Here is an 18,675-nt window from a genome sequence, read left to right as displayed (position 1 = left end):
GCGGGTTTGCACCCGCCCAGCGTTGGGCGCCGCGCCGCGAAGGAGGGGCTGCGGCGCGGCGTGGTTTCAGGCCTTGGTCAGGCGCATGATCGACGGGGCGCCGTCCATGAACGCGCCCATCGCCCGGCCGAGGCTGCGGAAATGGTCGGATTTGCGATGGGCCTCGACCGCTTCGGCGTCCTTGTAGGATTCGACGAAGACGAAGGTCGAGGGCTCCTCGCCCTTGCACAGCACATATTGCAGGCAGCCGGGCTCGTTGGCGTTGACCGCCTTGGCGAGCTCCTGGGCGGCGGCTTCGAACTCGGCTTCGGACCCGGCCTTGGCCTTGATGGTCGCGATGGTGAACAGCATGGTTTTCTCCTCCCGGGCCCTTGGCCCCGATCTTGGCCCCGGTCTTGGCCGCGGGGCAGGCGGCGGCGGGCATACGACCGCGTATGTCCGACATTGGCAAGAGGGGGGAGGCGGCGCGGGAGGTCAGGCGGCGGGGATGCGTTTCTCCAGCGCCAGGTCGGCGCGGGGCGCGCGGGTCAGCAGGGCCGGAATGTCGAGCGTCGGGATCGGCTTCCACTTCGGGCCGTCGCGGACGGGGGTCATGTCGGCCTGCATCTCATAGGCCGAGTCCTTCAGCGCCCAGCGGAACGCCTCGACGATCTTCCAGCGGTCGGCGGGGGCGCGGTAGAGCCTCTCCAGTTCCGCCGCGTGCCAGGTGCGCCACAGCGCGGCGGCGGCGGCCACCTGCGGCGTGGCGTAGGAGGTGCCCGACGGCTCGGCCTCGTCCGTGTCCTCGGCCCAGCAGGCGAGGGGCGGGGTTTTGGTCATGTCGAAGCCGGCGCGGTTGATCCGCATGGCCTGGGCGTGGATGTCCACCCAGCGTTCGGCGTCGCGGTCGCGATAGCCGCCGGGCGGGTAGTGGCGGCACTGGCCGCCCGTGCCCTGCACGTCGTAGCCCGCGACGCCGATGGTCCGGTCCCAGCGCGCCGGAAAAATCACGCCGTCGATCACCTGGCCCGCGGCGCAGCAAAGGATCACGCCGGCCTCATAGGCGCGGTTGACCGCAGGGGCGACGTTGGGGGCCATGCCCATCTCGCCGCCCAGCAGGGCGCGGATCGGTTCGAAGATCCCCGCGAAACCGGGATTGCCCATCGAGATCGACATCACGCCCGGCTGCGGGTCCTGGGCGAGCGCATGCTCGATGGCCCACCCCAATCGCGCGGTGGCGCGGGTCTGCATGGCGGGGCCGGAGGACGCGTAGAACAGCGGACCGTTCGAGACCCGGTAGGGGATCACCCGCACGCCGGGGGCCACGCCCTGAAGCGGCGCGCCGCGGGGGCCGCAGAGCGTCGAGAGGGTTTTGACCCCGTGATCGGGATATTCGATCAGCCCGGCCTGGGGGGAGGCGGTCCGTTGCATCGCGCACAGGGCGGTTGCGTCGACGCCGGGCGGGGGCGGGTCGAACTGGTCGCAGGGGCCGTCGACGAAGTTGCGGCCGCGGTCGAGCAGCAGCCAGGCGGGCGGCGGGGCGCCGGGGGGCCAGCCGATGCCGGGATGCGGCGCGACCCCGCTGTCGATATGGGCGACGATGGCATGGCCCGGCGGGCCGCCGTCGGGGCCGTCGATCACCTCCAGCAGGCTGAGCGCCTGGGCGTAGCTGCCGCGGTCGGGCGCGGGCAGGCGGCGGATGTGGTCGGTCATGGCGCGGAGCCTCCCCTCTGCATGTCGTAAGGGAAAGTCTGGCACAGGCTTGGGGCGCGGGAAAGCGGCGTGACGCGCGAATGTGATGAAACGCACATGAAAACAACGGCATCGCGCCCCCCCCGACGTCGCGCCGGTGCAGGCGTGCCGCGCGCCCGGCGCGGCGCAGGCGGCGGCGAGGCGCCCGCGCGGCGTTGCGGCGGGGACGCCGGCGGCGCCGGGCGCGGGACGGCTGCGGGGCGCTTCGGCCGGGCGCCTTTCACGGGCTCGCGAGACGGCGCCCACGCAAGAGAGCTCACGAAAAAGGGCGGCGCCGCGCGGCGCCGCCCCCCTGTTCGTCCGATGGGTCCTTCCGATCCGGCAGGATCAGAGGTTGTAGTACATCTTGTACTCGATCGGGTGCGGGCAGTGCTCGAAGGCGTAGACCTCCTCCCACTTCAGCTCGGCGTAGCCCTCGATCTGGTCGCGGGTGAACACGTCGCCCGCGGTGAGGAACTCGTAGTCGTCCTCCAGCGAGTTCAGCGCTTCGCGCAGCGAGCCGCAGACGGTCGGGATGCCGGCCAGTTCCTCGGGGGGCAGGTCGTAGAGGTCCTTGTCGGCCGCTTCGCCCGGATCGATCTTGTTCTTGATGCCGTCGAGGCCGGCCATCAGCAGCGCCGAGAACGCCAGGTAGGGGTTGGCGGTCGGATCGGGGAATCGGGTCTCGACGCGCTTGGCCTTCGGCGACTCCGTCCATGGGATGCGGATGGACGCGGAGCGGTTGCGGGCGGAGTAGGCCAGCAGCACCGGAGCCTCGAAGCCGGGGATCAGGCGCTTGTAGGAGTTGGTCGACGGGTTGGTGAAGGCGTTGAGCGCCTTGGCGTGCTTCAGGATGCCGCCGATGTACCACAGCGCCTCGGACGAGAGGTCCGCATACTTGTCGCCGGCGAAGAGCGGCTTGCCGTCCTTCCAGATCGACTGGTTGACGTGCATGCCCGAGCCGTTGTCGCCCGAGATCGGCTTCGGCATGAACGTCGCCGACTTGCCGTAGGCCGCGGCGACCTGCTGGATCACGTACTTGTACTTGAGGATGTTGTCGGCCTGCCCGGTGAGCGAGCCGAACACCAGGCCCAGCTCATGCTGGGTCGAGGCGACCTCGTGGTGGTGCTTGTCCACCTTCATGCCCATCCGCTTCATGGTCGAGAGCATCTCGCCGCGGATGTCCTGCATGTGGTCGACGGGGGGGAGCGGGAAGTAGCCGCCCTTGACCAGCGGGCGCATGCCCGAGTTGCCCATCTCGTAGTCGGTGTCCGAGTTCCAGGCGCCGTCGACGGCGTCGACCTCGAAGGACACCTTGTTCATCTCGACGGCGTATTTCACATCGTCGAAGATGAAGAATTCGGCCTCGGGACCCCAGTAGCTGTCATCGCCGATGCCGGAGGTGCGCACGTACTCCTCGGCCTTCTTGGCGGTGCCGCGCGGGTCGCGCTCATACGACTCGTTGGTGTCGGGCTCGAGCACGTCGCAGTGCACGCAGAGCGTCTTCTCGGCGAAGAACGGGTCCATGTAGACCGAGGCCAGATCGGGCATCAGCTTCATGTCCGACTTGTCGATCGACTTCCAGCCGGCGATGGACGAACCATCGAACATGAAGCCCTCGGTCAGGAAATCCTCGTCGATGACGTCCTGGATCGCGGTCACATGCTGCAGCTTGCCGCGCGGGTCGACGAAGCGAAGATCGAGGTATTCGACCTCTTCGTCCTTCATCATCTTGAGAACGGAACTTGCGTCGGTCATGCGTGATCCTCTCCTGGAGTGTTCCGGCGCCGGCTGCCGCGGGCGCGTGGCGTGGCCGCCGGGTCTGCGACGACCCCGGCGGGATGGTTCGGCAGGGGGTCAGAGCGCGTCGGCGCCCTCTTCCCCGGTGCGGATGCGGATGGCCTGCTCGACATTGGTGACGAAGATCTTGCCGTCGCCGATCTTGCCGGTGCGCGCGGCGGCGACGATCGCCTCCACGGCGCGCTCGACCATGTCGTCCTCGAGCACCACCTCGAGCTTCATCTTGGGAAGGAAATCCACGACGTATTCCGCGCCGCGATAGAGCTCGGTATGCCCCTTCTGGCGCCCGAAGCCCTTGGCCTCGATCACGCTCAGACCCTGGACCCCGATCTCCTGCAGAGCTTCCTTCACCTCGTCGAGCTTGAACGGCTTGATGACGGCCTCGATCTTCTTCATGGACCTCGGGCTCCTTCGGTTGCTGCGCTTCCGGTCGGCCGCCCCCGCCGCCGTGTTCGCAAGATGTTATGCAGGGCTCATGCCAAGCATTTCACTCCGACGGATGCAATGGGGGGCGGGTCCGCGGGTCGGCGGCGAAGCGGGAATCGCGCGCCGGCGCCTAATCATAGGGCAATCTGCCCAAGTCGTGGGCGATGAATGCGGCCGGAGATGAATGACGCCGGAGCGCCCGTCTCCGGCGCCTGGCCGATGAGGGGATCTTGCGATGCAGCTGCTGACCGCCGGCGAGATGAAGGCCGTGGAGGCCCTGGCGATGAGGGCGGGGCGCGTGTCGGGGCGCGCGCTGATGGAGCGGGCGGGCGCCGGCGTGGTGGCCGCGGCGCTGGCGAGGGCGCCGGAGCTCGCGCATGGCGCGCGCGCCGCGCTGGTGCTGTGCGGGCCGGGGAACAATGGCGGCGACGGCTTCGTCGTGGCGCGGCTGCTGGCGGCGCGGGGCTGGGCGGTGACGCTGTTCTCCTGGGGCGATCCGGCGCGCCGGCCCGAGGATGCGGCCGCGGCCGCGGCGGACTGGGCGGCGGGGGGCGAGACGCTGAACTGGGACGCCGATGCGGTGATCGCCGCGGGGGAGGGGGGCGCGGAGGGCCGCGCGCCCGACCTGGTGATCGACGCGCTGTTCGGCGGCGGCCTGACCCGGCCCCTGCCGGCGGAGGTCGCGGCGCCGCTGGCGGCGCTCTCGGCATCGGGCGCGCTCGACGGGCGGCTGGTGGCGGTGGACGGGCCGAGCGGGCTCTGCCTCGACAGCGGCCGCGGACTGGGCCAGGCGGGCGTGCCGGCGCTCGCCTGGCTGACGGCGACCTTTCATCGGCCGCGCACCGGGCATCACCTCGGGAGCGGGCCGTCGGTCTGCGGATCGCTGAGCGTGGTCGATATCGGGCTGACCGAGGCCGAAACGACGGAGGCCGCGCCCGCCGCCGCGAGGCTCGCCGGCGCGCCGTCCGCCGCGCGCCTGCTGAAAGGCGCGCGGCGGAGGGCGCATAAATACGATCACGGTCATGCGCTGGTGCTCGCCGGCGGGGTCGGGCGCGGCGGGGCGGCGCGGCTCGCGGCGCGCGCGGCGCTGCGGGTGGGCGCGGGGCTGGTGACGCTGGGCGCGCCCCCGGCGGCGCTGATCGAGAATGCCGCGCGGCTCGACGCGATCATGCTGCGCCGGGTGGCGGATGGCGCGGGCCTGGCGGGGATGGAGGGGATCGGCAAGGTCTCCGCCCTCTGCCTCGGGCCGGGACTGGGAGCGGGCGAGCGGACGCAGGACCTGGTGTTCGCGGCACTGGACCTCGCGAAACCCACGGTGCTGGACGCGGACGCGCTGACGGCTTTCGAGGGCGCGCCCGAGACGCTGTTCGTCCGGCTGCGCGCCGACGTGGTGCTGACCCCGCATATGGGCGAATTCCGGCGGCTGTTCCCCGACATCGCCGCGAGGCTGGCGGCGCCGGCGGAGGCCGGGCCGGCGATGTCGCGACTGGATGCGGCGCGTGCGGCGGCGGCGCGGGCGGGGGCCGTGGTGCTGCTGAAGGGGCCGGATACGGTGATCGCGACGCCCGACGGGCGGTCGGCGGTGGCCTCGGCCGCCTATGGGCGCGAAGCGCCGTGGCTGGCGACGGCGGGGTCCGGCGACGTGCTGGCCGGGCTGATCTGCGGGCTGATGGCGCGCGGCTTCGGCCCCTTCGCGGCGGCGCAGGCCGGGGCCTGGCTGCATGTGGAAGCGGCGCGGACCTTCGGCCCCGGCCTGATCGCCGAGGATCTGCCCGAAGCGCTGCCGGCCGTGTTCCGCGCCCTCGCCGCCCCCTGACGCCCCGGGGACGGGAGCCGCGCGACGGCCCTCGCGCCGGCGGCCCCGTCAGGCCCGCGCGGCGGGGCGCCGTTGCGGCGGGTTTCATGGTCTTTCAACCTTCGCCCCGGCGCCCGCCACGGCCTTTTTCGACTCGCACCCGCCGCGCATCCCTGCTACTCCCCCGCGGAATCCGCGCCGGGTCCCGCCCGGCGTCGGCCGCTGCGGGCGTGGTGGAATGGTAGACACGCGAGGTTTAGGTCCTCGTGCCGCAAGGCGTGGGGGTTCAAGTCCCTCCGCCCGCACCAGTCTCCCGGACCGACCCGCGCCCCACCGCGCGGCCGCCGGAAGGGGAGACGCGAATTCCGGGCCGCCGCGACCCCAGATCGGGGACGCGCGCGACGCCCGAAGCCGAGATGCTGGAGCAGGATACGCAGATGCAGGTCGTCGAAACGAAGTCCGAGGGGCTCAGCCGGGCCTATGCCATGACGCTCCCCGCGTCCGAGCTGGCCGACAAGATGAACGAGAAGCTGGTCGCGGCCCGCGCCGAAGTCCAGATGAAGGGCTTCCGCAAGGGCAAGGCCCCGCTGCCGCTGCTCAGGAAGATGTTCGGCAAGTCCTTCCTGGGCGAAGTGGTGCAGGAATCGGTCGACGGCGCGGTGCGCGAGCACTTCGAGAAGACCGGCGACCGTCCGGCGCTTCAGCCCGACATCAAGGTCACCAACGAGGACTTCGACGAGGGCGACGACCTGCAGGTCGTGCTGTCCTATGACAAGCTCCCCGAAGTGCCGACCCCCGACTTCGCCGCCATCACGCTCGACAAGCCCGTCGCCGTGGTCGAGGACGAAGCCGTTCAGGAAGCGCTGGAGAGCCTGGCCAAGAACGCCAAGTCCTTCGAGCCGCGCGCCGAGGGCGGGTATATCGAGACCGGCGACCAGGCCACGATCGACTTCGTGGGCCGCGTCGACGGCGAGGCCTTCGAAGGCGGCGCCGGCGAGGACTTCCCGCTGGAGATCGGCTCGGGCTCGTTCATTCCCGGCTTCGAGGATCAGCTGACCGGCGCCCATGTCGGCGACGTGCGCGACGTGACGGTGACCTTCCCCGAGAACTACCAGGCCGCGAACCTCGCCGGCAAGGAAGCGGTCTTCACCTGCACGATCAAGGCGATCGCCTATCCGGTCGACGCCCAGATCGACGACGCGATGGCCGAGAAGTTCGGGGCCGAGAATCTCGAGGACCTCAAGGGCCAGATCCGCGAGAAGCTCGAGTCCGAATACGGCGTCGCCTCGCGCGCGCTGGTCAAGCGCAAGCTGCTCGACGCGCTGGACACGGCCGTGACCTTCGAGCTGCCGCCCGCCCTGCTGGAGATCGAGGCCAACCAGATCGCGCACCAGCTCTGGCATGAGGATCACCCCGAGGTGCAGGGCCACGACCACGGTTCGGTCGAGACCACCGACGAGCACCGCAAGCTCGCCGAGCGCCGCGTGCGCCTCGGCCTGCTGCTGGCCGAGACCGGCTCGCGCAATGACATCCAGGTGTCGGAGAACGAGATCGTCCAGGCCATCGTGCGCCAGGCCCAGCAGATGAACGTGCCGCCGAAGGCGTTCTTCGATTACGTCCAGCAGAACGAAGGGGCGATGCAGCAGATCCGCGCGCCGCTCTTCGAGGACAAGGTCGTCGACTACATCCTCGAGCTCGCCACCGTCACCGAGACCTCGGTGACCAAGGACGAGCTGCAGGCCCAGCTGGAAGCGCTCGACGCCGAGGACGAGAAGGCCGAGGCCTGAGGCCCGACCGGGCGCGTCTCGGCGCATCCCGGAGAGACCGGCCTGAAACGGTCCGGCCCCAAACGGCCTGAAAAGAACGATGCGGCGGCCCGCCCCCGGTCAAACCGGGGGCGGGCCGTCCGCGTTTAGGGCGGGCCGCCCGCCGGTCGACGCTTCGCCTGCCGGCCGAAATCCGGCCTCAATTCATCTCTCAACTTCACGCCGCACGCCGCTAAAAACCCTTAAGAAAGTCCGAATCCGGGGGCTTCCTGAGTCTCGACCCCAACCGGACGCGCCGCCCTTCGGCGCGACCCCGCGGCGGGCGCCGCCGGTCGTTTCCACGGACCCTTCCGGGCCCCGGATCCCGCCCGCGCGACGCGCCGCCAACATCAGGAGAGGCGCATGGCGCGCATCGATCTCACCAACCTTTCGGTCGCCTTCGATATGGAGACGCCCGGCATCGACTTCGACTCCGGCCGGCTGCGCGGCTCCGAGCGCTTCGAATACGCCTCCACCGCCGGCGACATGATCGAGGTCGCCGGCCGCGGCTTCACCCAGGCCGTCGGACCCGTGCCCGAGAGCGGCAGGGCCAACGCCGTCGCCATCACGCTGGAGAACGGCGCGATGGACGCGCCCGACATCACCATCGGCGGCTTCTCCCGCGCGATCTCGAGCTTCGTCTTCGACTACGGCGACGCCGACAACGCGTCCGGCTACGTGCGGAGCGAGTCCAACATGTTCTGGAGCGCGATGCTCCGCGGCGACGACCGGCTGATCGTCGGCGCGGCCCGCGACGGCGTGCATCTCGCGGGGGACGGCGTCTATGTCGACATCTCCGAGGGGCGGGCCCAGGGCGGCGACGACCTGATCAAGGGGTCGCTCGGCGCGGATTCCGGCGTCTACGGCGACTTCTTCTCGGTGACCGAGGGCGTGGCCGAGGGCGGCGCAGACACCATCGCCGCCACCTATCTCGGGCCGCGCATCTTCCACGCAGACGCGCCGGGCGTCGAGCTCGCCCGCATCTCGGCGATCGGCGACGTGCGCGAGGTCGAGGACGACACCACGCTCTTCGGCGGCGACGACGTGCTGACCCTCCGCGGCGGCGGACTCGCGGCGGGCGACGCCTTCCTGGTCTACGGCGGCCTGGTCGGCGGCGACGACCGCATCACCGGCGGCGGCGCGGTGCGTCTCGTGGGCGACGCCTGGGACGTGGAGAACGGGGCCAACGTCACCGGCGGCGACGACATGATCCGCGGCGGGCGCGGCGCGCAGATCCTGGTCGGCGATTTCGGCGCCCTGCGCGACGACAGCGCCACCGGCGGCAATGACGTGATCCGCGGCGGGGCCGGCGACGACTTCATCTTCGGCGAGTTCGAGATCGGCCGCATCGGCCGGGTGAAGGAGGGCGTCGACCGTCTGTTCGGCAATGCCGGCGACGACCACATCTACGGTCAGGCCGGCTTCGACAAGCTGTGGGGCGGGGCCGGGGACGACGTGCTGTCCGGCGGTCCCGGGCGCGACGTGATCTTCACCGGCTCCGGCCATGACACGGTGGAGGTCGGGCCGCTCGACGGGTTCGAGGTGGTGCGCGATTTCGACCTCGACTTCGATCATGTCTCGCTGACCACCTCGGCGATCAGCTTCGAGGATCTGGAGATCCGCGAGCGGCGCGGCGATGCGCTGATCGTGTCGGATCAGACCCGGATCCTGCTGGTCGGCGTCGACCGCGCCGATCTCGACGCCTCGCATTTCGACATCCACACGGTCTGAGCGGCGCTCAGGCCGTCGCGGTCCGGGGGCGCGTCCCGGGCCGCGACGGGCGAGGTTTCCACCATGCAGCTTCCCCGCCGCCGCGCGTCCCACGTGCGGCGGCGATCCGCACGCGCGGGCCCTGGCGGGGCCGCGGGCGGCGCGGCGCGACGGCCGGTCGGGGCGTCGTTCCGCGGTCGCCGCGAAGCCGCGCCGCGTTAATCCTTCCTTATCCAGCGGCAGGCGAGGCTGACGCCCGTCGCGCCGCCCGCCCTTGAAGCCCCCCGAGCGAGCGCATAGGACTCATGGGCACGTATCCGTTTCATGCGCCGCCGCGCCGCCTCCTCGGCGCCGGCCGCGCCCCGCTCAGCGAAAGGCCCGTCCACATGCAGGACCCGACCGAATTCTACATGAACACGCTCGTGCCCATGGTGGTCGAACAGACCGCGCGGGGCGAACGGGCCTACGACATCTTCTCGCGCCTGCTGAAGGAACGGATCATCTTCGTTTCCGGCCCGGTGCATGACGGCATGTCCACGCTGATCGTGGCGCAGCTGCTGTTCCTCGAGGCCGAGAATCCGAAGAAAGAGATCTCGATGTACATCAACTCCCCGGGCGGGGTGGTGACGTCGGGGCTCTCGATCTACGACACCATGCAATACATCCGGCCCAAGGTCTCGACGCTGTGCATCGGGCAGGCGGCGTCCATGGGCTCGCTGCTGCTGACCGCCGGGGCCAAGGACATGCGCTTCTCGCTGCCCAACAGCCGGATCATGGTGCACCAGCCCTCGGGCGGCTATCAGGGCCAGGCGACGGACATCCTGATCCATGCGCGCGAGACCGAGGCGCTCAAGCGCCGGTTGAACGAGATCTATGTCGAGCATACCGGCCAGGACTACGACACGGTGGAGCGCGCGCTGGAGCGCGACAATTTCATGACGGCGGAGAAGGCCCGCGACTGGGGTCTGATCGACACCATCGTGACCAGCCGAGAGACGCCGGAAGAGCCTGTGACGTAAAGAGAATTTCCGGCGTCGCCCGTTCGGGGCGGCGCGCGGAACGCGCGGGATCGTCAGGGTTTCGACCTTGCGCCCGTCGCGGCGACATGCACCAATGGCCCTCAGGCCGGGATTCGCGGCCCCCGGGCTAGCGATCCCTTAAGGGTCGTGACCCTAGGGTGGCCCTGCGGCGGCGACCGCGGGCGGGAGAACTGGATGACCAAGCAGACCGGATCGGACTCGAAGAACACCCTCTACTGCTCTTTCTGCGGGAAGAGTCAGCATGAGGTGCGCAAGCTGATCGCGGGACCGACCGTGTTCATCTGCGACGAATGCGTCGAGCTGTGCATGGACATCATCCGGGAGGAGACGAAGACCTCCCTGGTGAAGTCCTCCGACGGCGTCCCCACGCCGACCGAGATCTGCCAGGTTCTCGACGACTACGTGATCGGGCAGAAAACCGCCAAGCGGGTGCTCTCGGTCGCGGTGCACAACCATTACAAGCGGCTCAACCACGCCGCCAAGCAGCAGGATGTCGAACTCAACAAGTCCAACATCCTGCTGATCGGCCCGACCGGGTGCGGCAAGACCCTGCTGGCTCAGACGCTGGCGCGGATCCTCGACGTGCCGTTCACCATGGCCGACGCCACCACGCTGACCGAGGCGGGCTATGTGGGCGAGGATGTGGAGAACATCATCCTCAAGCTCCTGCAGTCGGCCGATTACAATGTGGAGCGGGCGCAGCGCGGCATCGTCTACATCGACGAGGTCGACAAGATCTCCCGCAAGTCGGACAACCCCTCGATCACCCGCGACGTGTCGGGCGAGGGCGTCCAGCAGGCGCTGCTGAAGATCATGGAGGGCACCGTGGCCTCCGTGCCGCCGCAGGGCGGGCGCAAGCATCCCCAGCAGGAGTTCCTGCAGGTGGACACGACCAACATCCTGTTCATCTGCGGCGGCGCGTTCGCAGGCATCGACCGGATCATCTCCCAGCGCGGCAAAGGCTCCGCCATGGGCTTCGGCGCCGAAGTGCGGTCGGTGGACGACCGCCGCATCGGCGATGTGCTGGCGGAGCTGGAGCCCGAGGATCTTCTGAAATTCGGCCTGATCCCCGAGTTCGTCGGCCGTCTGCCGGTGATCGCGACCCTGAAGGACCTGGACGAACCCGCGCTCGTGCAGATCCTGTCGGAGCCGAAGAACGCCCTGGTCAAGCAGTACCAGCGCCTGTTCGAGATGGAGGATGTGAAGCTCAGCTTCACCGAGCCGGCGCTGCGCGCCGTGGCCCGCAAGGCCATCGACCGCAAGACCGGCGCGCGCGGCCTCCGCTCGATCCTCGAGAACGTGCTGCTCGACACCATGTTCGACCTGCCCGGCGCCGAAGGGGTCGAGGAGGTCGTGGTCAACGACGAAGTGGTCGAAGGCCGCGCCCAGCCGCTGCTGATCTATGCGGACAAGAAGGGCGACCAGGACGCCAAGGCTTCGGCCTCCTGACGCCACGGTCTGCGACATCGACGACCGGAGACACCCAAGCGACGGCGCCCGATAGGGCGCCGTCGTCGTTTGGGGGGCGAAACCGGCGATCCCTGCCATCCCGAAGGCCCGCCGCCCGCTTCCGCGACGCAGCACCCGCCCCGCATTTCGTCCGTCAAACGCCCTGGTCGCAATGTGTTAACCTTTTGGAGTCACGCTTGCGCCGCAGCGTGACTTGAAACCCGCGCGATGGAAGGCCAATTTGATGGTCTGAGGCGGCCCTGGCTCCGGCTGGCCGCCCAAGGCTCCTGCGGGGGCGCCACGTCGCCTGCGAGAGGGACGGGGCGCTCCGCCGAAAAGGAAAAGAACATGGCCGAGTCCAAGTCGAGCGTCACGCCCCAGACCGTCACCCTGCCGGTTCTGCCGCTTCGCGACATCGTCGTTTTCCCGCACATGATCGTGCCGCTCTTCGTGGGCCGCGAGAAATCCGTGCGCGCGCTCGAAGAAGTGATGCGCGCCGACAAGCAGATCCTGCTCGCCTCGCAGACCGATGCCGGCGAGGACAACCCGTCCGAGAAGGACATCTACCGGACCGGCGTCGTCGCCAACGTGCTGCAGCTGCTGAAGCTGCCCGACGGCACGGTCAAGGTGCTGGTCGAAGGCCAGCGCCGCGCCCGGATCACCGATTTCGTCTCGCCCGAGCCGTATTTCGAGGCGAAGGCCGACCTGCTCGAGGAAGAGATCGGCGACGCCGACGCGGTCGAGGCGATGACCCGCACGCTCGCCGATGAGTTCGAGAAATACGTCAAGCTCAACAAGTCCGTGCCCGATGAGGCTCTGGGCTCGATCGCCGATGTCGACAGCCCCTCGCGGCTCGCCGACACCATCGCCGGTCATCTCTCGGTCAAGCTCTCCGAAAAGCAGTCCCTGCTGGAGACGCTGTCGGTGGAGGCGCGGCTGGAGCGGATCTACGGGCTGATCCAGGGCGAGATCTCGGTGCTCAAGGTCGAAAAGAAGATCAAGAGCCGGGTCAAGACCCAGATGGAGAAGACCCAGCGCGAATACTATCTGAACGAGCAGATGAAGGCGATCCAGCGCGAGCTGGGCGAAGGCGAAGACGGGCGCGACGAGATCGGCGACTATGAAGACCGCATCGACGCCGCCAAGCTGACCAAGGAAGCCAACGACAAGGCCCTGGCGGAGCTGAAGAAGCTGCGCAACATGGCCCCGATGTCGGCCGAGGCGACCGTGGTGCGCAACTATCTCGACTGGATGCTGTCGATCCCGTGGTCGAAGCGCAGCCGGGTCAAGAAGGACCTCGCCAACGCCGAGAAGATTCTCGACGACGACCATTTCGGCCTGGAGAAGGTCAAGGAGCGGATCGTCGAGTTCCTCGCGGTGCAGAAGCGTTCGACCAAGCTGCGCGGCCCGATCCTGTGCCTCGTCGGCCCTCCGGGCGTCGGCAAGACCTCGCTCGGCCGCTCCATCGCCAAGGCGACGGGGCGCGAATTCATCCGCATCTCGCTCGGCGGCGTCCGGGACGAGGCGGAGATCCGTGGCCATCGGCGCACCTATATCGGCTCGATGCCCGGCAAGGTCATCCAGTCGATGAAGAAGGCCAAGACCGTCAACCCGCTGATCCTGCTCGATGAGATCGACAAGATGGGCCAGGATTTCCGCGGCGACCCGGCCTCGGCGATGCTGGAGGTGCTCGACCCCGAACAGAACGCGACCTTCATGGATCACTACCTGGAGGTGGAATACGACCTCTCCAACGTGCTGTTCCTGACCACGGCGAACACCTACAACATGCCGCGGCCGCTGCTCGACCGCATGGAGATCATCTCGATCTCCGGCTACACCGAGGACGAGAAGCTCGAGATCGCCAAGCGTCACCTGCTGCCCAAGCAGATGAAGGGCCACGGTCTGAAGGCGACGGAATACCAGGTGGAGGACGCGGCGATCCTCGAGATCATTCGTTGCTACACCCGCGAGGCCGGCGTCCGGAACCTGGAGCGGGAGCTGGCCAAGTCCTGCCGCAAGGCGATCACCGAGATCGTCAAGGACGGGGCGAAGTCGGTGCATGTCGACGTCGCGAAGATGCACCAGCACCTGGGCGTGCAGCGGTTCCGCTTCGGCCTGGCCGAGGAGACCGATCAGGTCGGCGTGGTCACCGGCCTCGCCTGGACCGAGGTCGGCGGCGAGCTGCTGCAGATCGAAGCGCTGAAGCTGCCGGGCAAGGGTCGGATGAAGACCACCGGCAAGCTCGGCGACGTGATGAAGGAGTCGATCGACGCGGCCTCGTCCTGGGTGCGCTCCAAGGCGCCCAGCCTCGGGATCAAGCCGCCCGAGTTCGAGAAGATCGACATCCACGTTCACGTGCCCGAAGGCGCGACGCCGAAGGACGGGCCCTCGGCCGGCGTGGGGATGGTGACCAGCATCGTCTCGGTGCTGACCGACATCCCGGTCCGCAAGGACATCGCCATGACCGGCGAGGTCACGCTGCGGGGCAATGTGCTGGCGATCGGCGGGTTGAAGGAGAAGCTGCTCGCCGCCCTGCGCGGCGGCATCAAGGTGGTGATGATCCCGAAGGACAACGTGAAGGACCTGCCGGACATCCCCGACAATGTGAAGCGGGGGCTGGAGATCATCCCGGTGGAGAACGTCACCGAGGTGCTGGCCCACGCCCTGATCCGCAAGCCGGAGCCGGTGGAGTGGACGGCGGCCGACGCCGAAGCCGCCTCGCGCGGCGGGGCCGAGACCGCGGCCGCGGCCGAGATCCGGGCGCATTGAGCCGGGCGGGCGGGGGCTGGGTCGGGTGACGCGCCCTCCTCCGCCGCAGACGGACCGCATCGGGGCGGGCGGGTGACCTCCGCCCGCCCCGTTTCGCATGGGCCCGACGCGGCTTCGCCCCGGCCGTTGCCGGAGCTGCTGGCCCCCGGCCTGCATGTGGTCTTCGTCGGATCGGCCGCCGGCCGGGTCTCGGCGCTGCGGGGCGCCTATTACGCGGGCCCCGGCAACCGGTTCTGGCCGATTCTGGCGGAGACGGGGCTGACCCCATGCCGGTTGAAGCCCGAGGCGTTCCCGACGCTCCTCCCCCTGGGCATCGGCCTCAGCGACATGAACCCGCGCGAAAGCGCTCCGGACGCGAGCCTCAGCCGGGCGGCGGACGACCCCGAGGGTCTGCGAAGGCGGCTGGAAGCGGCGGCCCCTCGAATCGTCGCCTTCAACGGCAAACGCCCCGCCGCGACCGCCCTGGGCGTGGCGAGCCGACGCCTGGTCTGCGGCCCGCAAACTGTCCGATGGGCGGGCGCCGCGTGCTGGGTGCTGCCCAGCACGTCGGGCGCGGCGTCCGGCCATTGGGACCCCGCGCCATGGCATGCGCTGGCCGACGCCGTCCGCGCCCTTCGCGACGGATGAGGTCCGCCTCAGGCGGTCCGGCGCATGCGCAGCAACGCCAGCAGCCCCAGGCCGCCGATCAGGGCGGGCGCGGTGGCGGGCAGGGGAGACGGCAGCACGTTGAACCCGGCGAAATCCTGCGTCTCGGTCAGGTCATAGCGCGTGCCGGCATAGGTCAACCGGGTCGACAACGTCCCGCCGGTCGTGCGGGTCTGCATCGATTCGGGCGGGTTCTCGCCATAGAACGAGACCCAGCTCGAAGGCGGCGCGCCGCCGTTGCGCGCCAGATCCAGCCCCGCGATCGAGACAGCGGCCTGAAACAGGTCGTCGAGGTCATAGCGGCGTTCGTCTGCGGCGGTTTCGCAGGATCCCGTGAGGGGGTCGCAGAACTCCGTCAGGAAGCGGAACCGGATTTCGAAGCGCGTCAGCTCATGGAGGCCGTCCCACGGGTCGAAGCTGATCCAGCCGTCATGATCGAGGTCCTCTCCGGAGATCCGACCCTGCATCGCGCCGTCGTCGGAGGCGAAGTCGAACGTCACCGCCAGCGCTTGGGCCGAGATCGGCGCGGAGATGAGCAACAGCCCCAGGGCGGCGAGGGTCGGCGGTCTCTGTCGCATGGCGAATTCCTTGTTTCGCAATCTGTCATACGCAGGCGGACGAGGACGCAGGCCGTTTCGCCGGGAGGGCGATGAACGAAAGGACGCTTGATCTCATCATACGACTTTTTCGAAGCGTCAGAAATTCCAATTGCGGCGGTCCCGCCATGGCCGCGGCGCTCCGGCGCCCCGTTGACGCCCCGCCCCGCCTCGCCTATCCAACGCCCCGACCCGGGCGGTTAGCTCAGCTGGCAGAGCGCCTCGTTTACACCGAGGATGTCGGCGGTTCGATCCCGTCACCGCCCACCATCCCGCCGCCGGCCGATCTGGCCGGCCCAACGCACAAACGCTTCGCCCTACTTCTAGTAGCGTCCGGCTTGTTTCGGGCCACGAAATCCTGTAGTTCGTGACTCCCGTGCATAGGGCCGGGCGCAATCGGCGCCCGCTCCCGGACGCCTGTCGATCCGATCACGGGAACCCCCTCCATGGCGCGCTTCATCTTCATCACCGGCGGCGTGGTTTCGAGCCTCGGCAAAGGGCTCGCCTCGGCCGCGCTGGGCGCCTTGCTGCAGGCGCGCGGCTTTTCGGTGCGGCTGCGCAAGCTGGACCCCTATCTCAACGTCGACCCCGGCACGATGAGCCCGTTCGAGCATGGCGAGGTCTTCGTCACCGACGACGGCGCCGAAACCGACCTCGACCTCGGCCATTACGAACGCTTCACCGGCGTGGCCGCCCGCAAGACCGACTCGATCTCCTCGGGCCGCATCTATTCCAACGTGCTGGAGCGGGAGCGGCGCGGCGATTATCTGGGCAAGACCATCCAGGTGATTCCGCACGTCACCAACGAGATCAAGGACTTCATCCGCATCGGCGAGGATGAGGTCGACTTCATGCTCTGCGAGATCGGCGGCACCGTCGGCGATATCGAGGGGCTGCCCTTCTTCGAGGCCATCCGCCAGTTCGCGCAGGAGAAGCCGGCCGGCGACTGCGTCTTCGTGCACCTGACCTTGCTGCCGTTCATCGCGGCGTCGGGAGAGCTGAAGACCAAGCCGACCCAGCACTCGGTGAAGGAACTCCGCTCCATCGGCCTCGCTCCCGACGTGCTGGTCTGCCGCTCGGTCCAGGCGATTCCGGAGAAGGAGCGCGAAAAGCTCGCGCTTTTCTGCAACGTGCGGCCCGAGCGGGTGATCGCGGCCCGCGACCTCGAGACCATCTACGACGCGCCGCTGGTCTATCACGAGGAAGGGCTCGACCAGGCGGTGCTCGACGCCTTCCGGATCTCGCCGGCGCCGCGCCCGGACCTGACCAAGTGGAAGGCGGTGTCGGACGCCGTGCACAACCCCGACGGCGAAGTCCGCATCGCCATCGTCGGCAAATACACCCAGCTCGAAGACGCCTACAAGTCGATCAACGAGGCCCTGACCCATGGCGGCATCGCCAGCCGGGTGCGGGTCAAGGTCGAGTGGCTGGACGCCGAGATCTTCGAGAAATCCGAACCCTCGCCCCATCTCGAGCGATTCCACGGCATCATCGTGCCCGGCGGCTTCGGCGAGCGAGGGACGGAAGGCAAGATCAACGCCGCCCGTTTCGCGCGCGAACGCGAGGTGCCCTATCTGGGCATCTGCCTCGGCATGCAGATGGCGGTGATCGAGGCGGCGCGCAATCTTGTGGGGATCGCCAACGCCGGCTCCCAGGAATTCGACCACGAGACGGGCGACGCCCGCTTCGAGCCAGTGATCTTCCACATGTCCGAATGGGTGGAGGGCAACCGCACCGTGAAGCGCGAGGTCGGCGACGACAAGGGCGGCACCATGCGGCTCGGCGCCTATGACGCCGTGCTGACGCCGGGCAGCCGGGTGGCCGAGATCTATGGCGGCGTCCACATCTCGGAGCGTCACCGCCATCGCTACGAGGTCGACATCGCCTATCGCGAGCGGCTGGAGAGCTGCGGGCTGCGCTTCTCGGGCCTGTCGCCGGACGGTCGCCTGCCCGAGATCATGGAGCTGCCGAACCATCCCTGGTTCGTCGGCGTCCAGTTCCATCCCGAGCTGAAGTCCAAGCCCTTCGACCCGCATCCGCTGTTCCGCAGCTTCGTCGAGGCGGCGCTGCGCCAGTCCCGGCTGGTCTGAGCCAGGCGCCGGCTTCGCGGGGCCGGGCAGGGCGGCGCATGAAAAAAGGGCGGCGGCGCGTAACCCGCGCCGCCGCCCTTTTTCGTGCCGCACGCGGCGCCGGTCAGAACGAGGACATCAGATCCCGCACCTTGGGCGCATCCTCGTGGTTGGGGTCGAGCTCCAGCGCTTTCTCGAACTCCGCCTTGGCTTCGTCCTTCCGGCTGCGGGCCAGCATGACGTAGCCGAGATCGAAGTGGATCTCCGCCTCGTCGGGCAGCATGCCCACGGCTTTGACCAGCAGACGCTCCGCCTCGCCCAGCGAGCCGACCTTGTAGAGCACATAGCCCAGCGTGTGCATCACCGCGGGGTTGTCGGGCTGGATCTGAAGCGCGCGGCGCGCATAGGTCAGCGCTTCCTGCTCCTTGTTCTGTCGGACCAGAACCAGGGCGAGATTGTTCATCGCCGCCCAGTTGTCGCGCTGCTTTTCGGTGACTTCGCGGTAGATCCCCGCCGCCGGGCCGTCCATCCGCGCCTTGTCGAGCAGGGTGGCGTAGATGAAACGGTCCTGGACGCTGTCGGGGCTCTTGGCCAGCAGCTGCTCGCCGTATTTCACCGCGACGTCGATCTTGTCGAGATCGCGCGCCACGGTGGCGGCGATGCGCAGCAGGGTGAGGTCGTCGGGATGCGACTCCAGCCCGGCCGTGACCGCGGCCAGCGCCCCCTCCAGATTCTGCTCGTCGCGTTCGAACAGCGCCAGGCGGATCGGGTTGGCCGGATCCTCGGGGAACAGCGCGATGGCCCGCTCCAGCGCGGCGCGGGCCGCGTCGGGGCGGTCGGCGGCGCGCTCGGCCCCGG

At 69.1% G+C, this 18,675-nt stretch carries 14 protein-coding genes and 2 tRNA genes; 10 read left to right on the top strand and 6 right to left on the bottom strand.

Features of this window, described 5'->3' with window-relative positions; genetic code table 11:
* Positions 1–66: 66 nt before the first annotated feature.
* The 4 genes from ACTB72_RS14300 to ACTB72_RS14285 all read right to left on the bottom strand — a co-directional run bounded on the left by ACTB72_RS14300 (position 67) and on the right by ACTB72_RS14285 (position 3,906).
* Positions 67–351, bottom strand: a complete 285-nt coding sequence (locus tag ACTB72_RS14300; protein WP_463037674.1) for a putative quinol monooxygenase — start codon at positions 349–351, stop codon at positions 67–69.
* Positions 352–474: 123 nt separating this feature from the next.
* On the bottom strand, positions 475–1,692 hold the full coding sequence (locus tag ACTB72_RS14295) for a S8/S53 family peptidase (protein ID WP_463037673.1): 1,218 nt from the start codon (positions 1,690–1,692) through the stop codon (positions 475–477).
* 366 nt (positions 1,693–2,058) lie between these two features.
* On the bottom strand, positions 2,059–3,468 hold the full coding sequence (glnA, locus tag ACTB72_RS14290) for a type I glutamate--ammonia ligase (protein ID WP_463037672.1): 1,410 nt from the start codon (positions 3,466–3,468) through the stop codon (positions 2,059–2,061).
* 99 nt (positions 3,469–3,567) lie between these two features.
* The gene (locus ACTB72_RS14285; protein WP_092684822.1) at positions 3,568–3,906 is read right to left on the bottom strand and encodes a P-II family nitrogen regulator; all 339 of its coding nucleotides are present in this window, start codon (positions 3,904–3,906) and stop codon (positions 3,568–3,570) included.
* A 265-nt stretch (positions 3,907–4,171) separates the two neighbouring features.
* Between ACTB72_RS14285 and ACTB72_RS14280 the strand changes: the two genes are divergently transcribed.
* From ACTB72_RS14280 to ACTB72_RS14245, 8 genes are all read left to right on the top strand, one after another.
* On the top strand, positions 4,172–5,752 hold the full coding sequence (locus ACTB72_RS14280) for an NAD(P)H-hydrate dehydratase (protein ID WP_463037671.1): 1,581 nt from the start codon (positions 4,172–4,174) through the stop codon (positions 5,750–5,752).
* A 203-nt stretch (positions 5,753–5,955) separates the two neighbouring features.
* Positions 5,956–6,039 (top strand) — tRNA-Leu (locus tag ACTB72_RS14275).
* A 129-nt stretch (positions 6,040–6,168) separates the two neighbouring features.
* Positions 6,169–7,518 carry a trigger factor gene (gene tig / locus ACTB72_RS14270; RefSeq protein ID WP_463037670.1) on the top strand — a complete coding sequence of 450 codons (1,350 nt, stop codon included), beginning with the start codon at positions 6,169–6,171 and terminating at the stop codon, positions 7,516–7,518.
* Between the two features lie 381 nt (positions 7,519–7,899).
* Positions 7,900–9,267 carry a calcium-binding protein gene (locus ACTB72_RS14265; RefSeq protein ID WP_463037669.1) on the top strand — a complete coding sequence of 456 codons (1,368 nt, stop codon included), beginning with the start codon at positions 7,900–7,902 and terminating at the stop codon, positions 9,265–9,267.
* A gap of 365 nt (positions 9,268–9,632) precedes the next feature.
* Complete coding sequence (locus tag ACTB72_RS14260; RefSeq protein WP_463037668.1) at positions 9,633–10,265, top strand: ATP-dependent Clp protease proteolytic subunit; 633 nt, start codon at positions 9,633–9,635, stop codon at positions 10,263–10,265.
* Positions 10,266–10,460: 195 nt separating this feature from the next.
* Entirely contained in the window at positions 10,461–11,735 is a 1,275-nt protein-coding gene (gene clpX / locus ACTB72_RS14255) for an ATP-dependent Clp protease ATP-binding subunit ClpX (protein ID WP_463037667.1), read from the top strand.
* Positions 11,736–12,083: 348 nt separating this feature from the next.
* Positions 12,084–14,507 (top strand): endopeptidase La, encoded by a 2,424-nt coding sequence (gene lon / locus ACTB72_RS14250; protein WP_463037666.1) that lies wholly within the window; start codon positions 12,084–12,086, stop codon positions 14,505–14,507.
* Positions 14,508–14,579: 72 nt separating this feature from the next.
* Positions 14,580–15,134, top strand: a complete 555-nt coding sequence (locus ACTB72_RS14245; RefSeq protein WP_463037665.1) for a mismatch-specific DNA-glycosylase — start codon at positions 14,580–14,582, stop codon at positions 15,132–15,134.
* 8 nt (positions 15,135–15,142) lie between these two features.
* Here ACTB72_RS14245 and ACTB72_RS14240 read toward each other — a convergent pair whose 3' ends face one another.
* Positions 15,143–15,730, bottom strand: a complete 588-nt coding sequence (locus ACTB72_RS14240) for a hypothetical protein (RefSeq protein WP_463037664.1) — start codon at positions 15,728–15,730, stop codon at positions 15,143–15,145.
* Between the two features lie 212 nt (positions 15,731–15,942).
* Here ACTB72_RS14240 and ACTB72_RS14235 point away from each other — a divergent pair.
* Positions 15,943–16,018: transfer RNA gene (locus ACTB72_RS14235), tRNA-Val, on the top strand.
* 176 nt (positions 16,019–16,194) lie between these two features.
* Positions 16,195–17,838, top strand: a complete 1,644-nt coding sequence (locus ACTB72_RS14230) for a CTP synthase (RefSeq protein WP_463037663.1) — start codon at positions 16,195–16,197, stop codon at positions 17,836–17,838.
* A 103-nt stretch (positions 17,839–17,941) separates the two neighbouring features.
* Here ACTB72_RS14230 and ACTB72_RS14225 read toward each other — a convergent pair.
* The coding region (locus tag ACTB72_RS14225; protein ID WP_463037662.1) for a tetratricopeptide repeat protein at positions 17,942–18,675 on the bottom strand (734 nt) is incomplete at its 5' end.

The organism is Albimonas sp. (assembly GCF_055129145.1).
This window is presented reverse-complemented; position numbering and strand designations above follow the sequence as displayed.

Coding starts and splice junctions, on each gene's coding strand:
- ACTB72_RS14300 (WP_463037674.1), bottom strand. CDS start 351: ATGCTGTTCACCATCGCGACCATCAAGGCCAAGGCCGGGTCCGAAGCC.
- ACTB72_RS14295 (WP_463037673.1), bottom strand. CDS start 1,692: ATGACCGACCACATCCGCCGCCTGCCCGCGCCCGACCGCGGCAGCTAC.
- glnA (WP_463037672.1), bottom strand. CDS start 3,468: ATGACCGACGCAAGTTCCGTTCTCAAGATGATGAAGGACGAAGAGGTC.
- ACTB72_RS14285 (WP_092684822.1), bottom strand. CDS start 3,906: ATGAAGAAGATCGAGGCCGTCATCAAGCCGTTCAAGCTCGACGAGGTG.
- ACTB72_RS14280 (WP_463037671.1), top strand. CDS start 4,172: ATGCAGCTGCTGACCGCCGGCGAGATGAAGGCCGTGGAGGCCCTGGCG.
- tig (WP_463037670.1), top strand. CDS start 6,169: ATGCAGGTCGTCGAAACGAAGTCCGAGGGGCTCAGCCGGGCCTATGCC.
- ACTB72_RS14265 (WP_463037669.1), top strand. CDS start 7,900: ATGGCGCGCATCGATCTCACCAACCTTTCGGTCGCCTTCGATATGGAG.
- ACTB72_RS14260 (WP_463037668.1), top strand. CDS start 9,633: ATGCAGGACCCGACCGAATTCTACATGAACACGCTCGTGCCCATGGTG.
- clpX (WP_463037667.1), top strand. CDS start 10,461: ATGACCAAGCAGACCGGATCGGACTCGAAGAACACCCTCTACTGCTCT.
- lon (WP_463037666.1), top strand. CDS start 12,084: ATGGCCGAGTCCAAGTCGAGCGTCACGCCCCAGACCGTCACCCTGCCG.
- ACTB72_RS14240 (WP_463037664.1), bottom strand. CDS start 15,730: ATGCGACAGAGACCGCCGACCCTCGCCGCCCTGGGGCTGTTGCTCATC.
- ACTB72_RS14230 (WP_463037663.1), top strand. CDS start 16,195: ATGGCGCGCTTCATCTTCATCACCGGCGGCGTGGTTTCGAGCCTCGGC.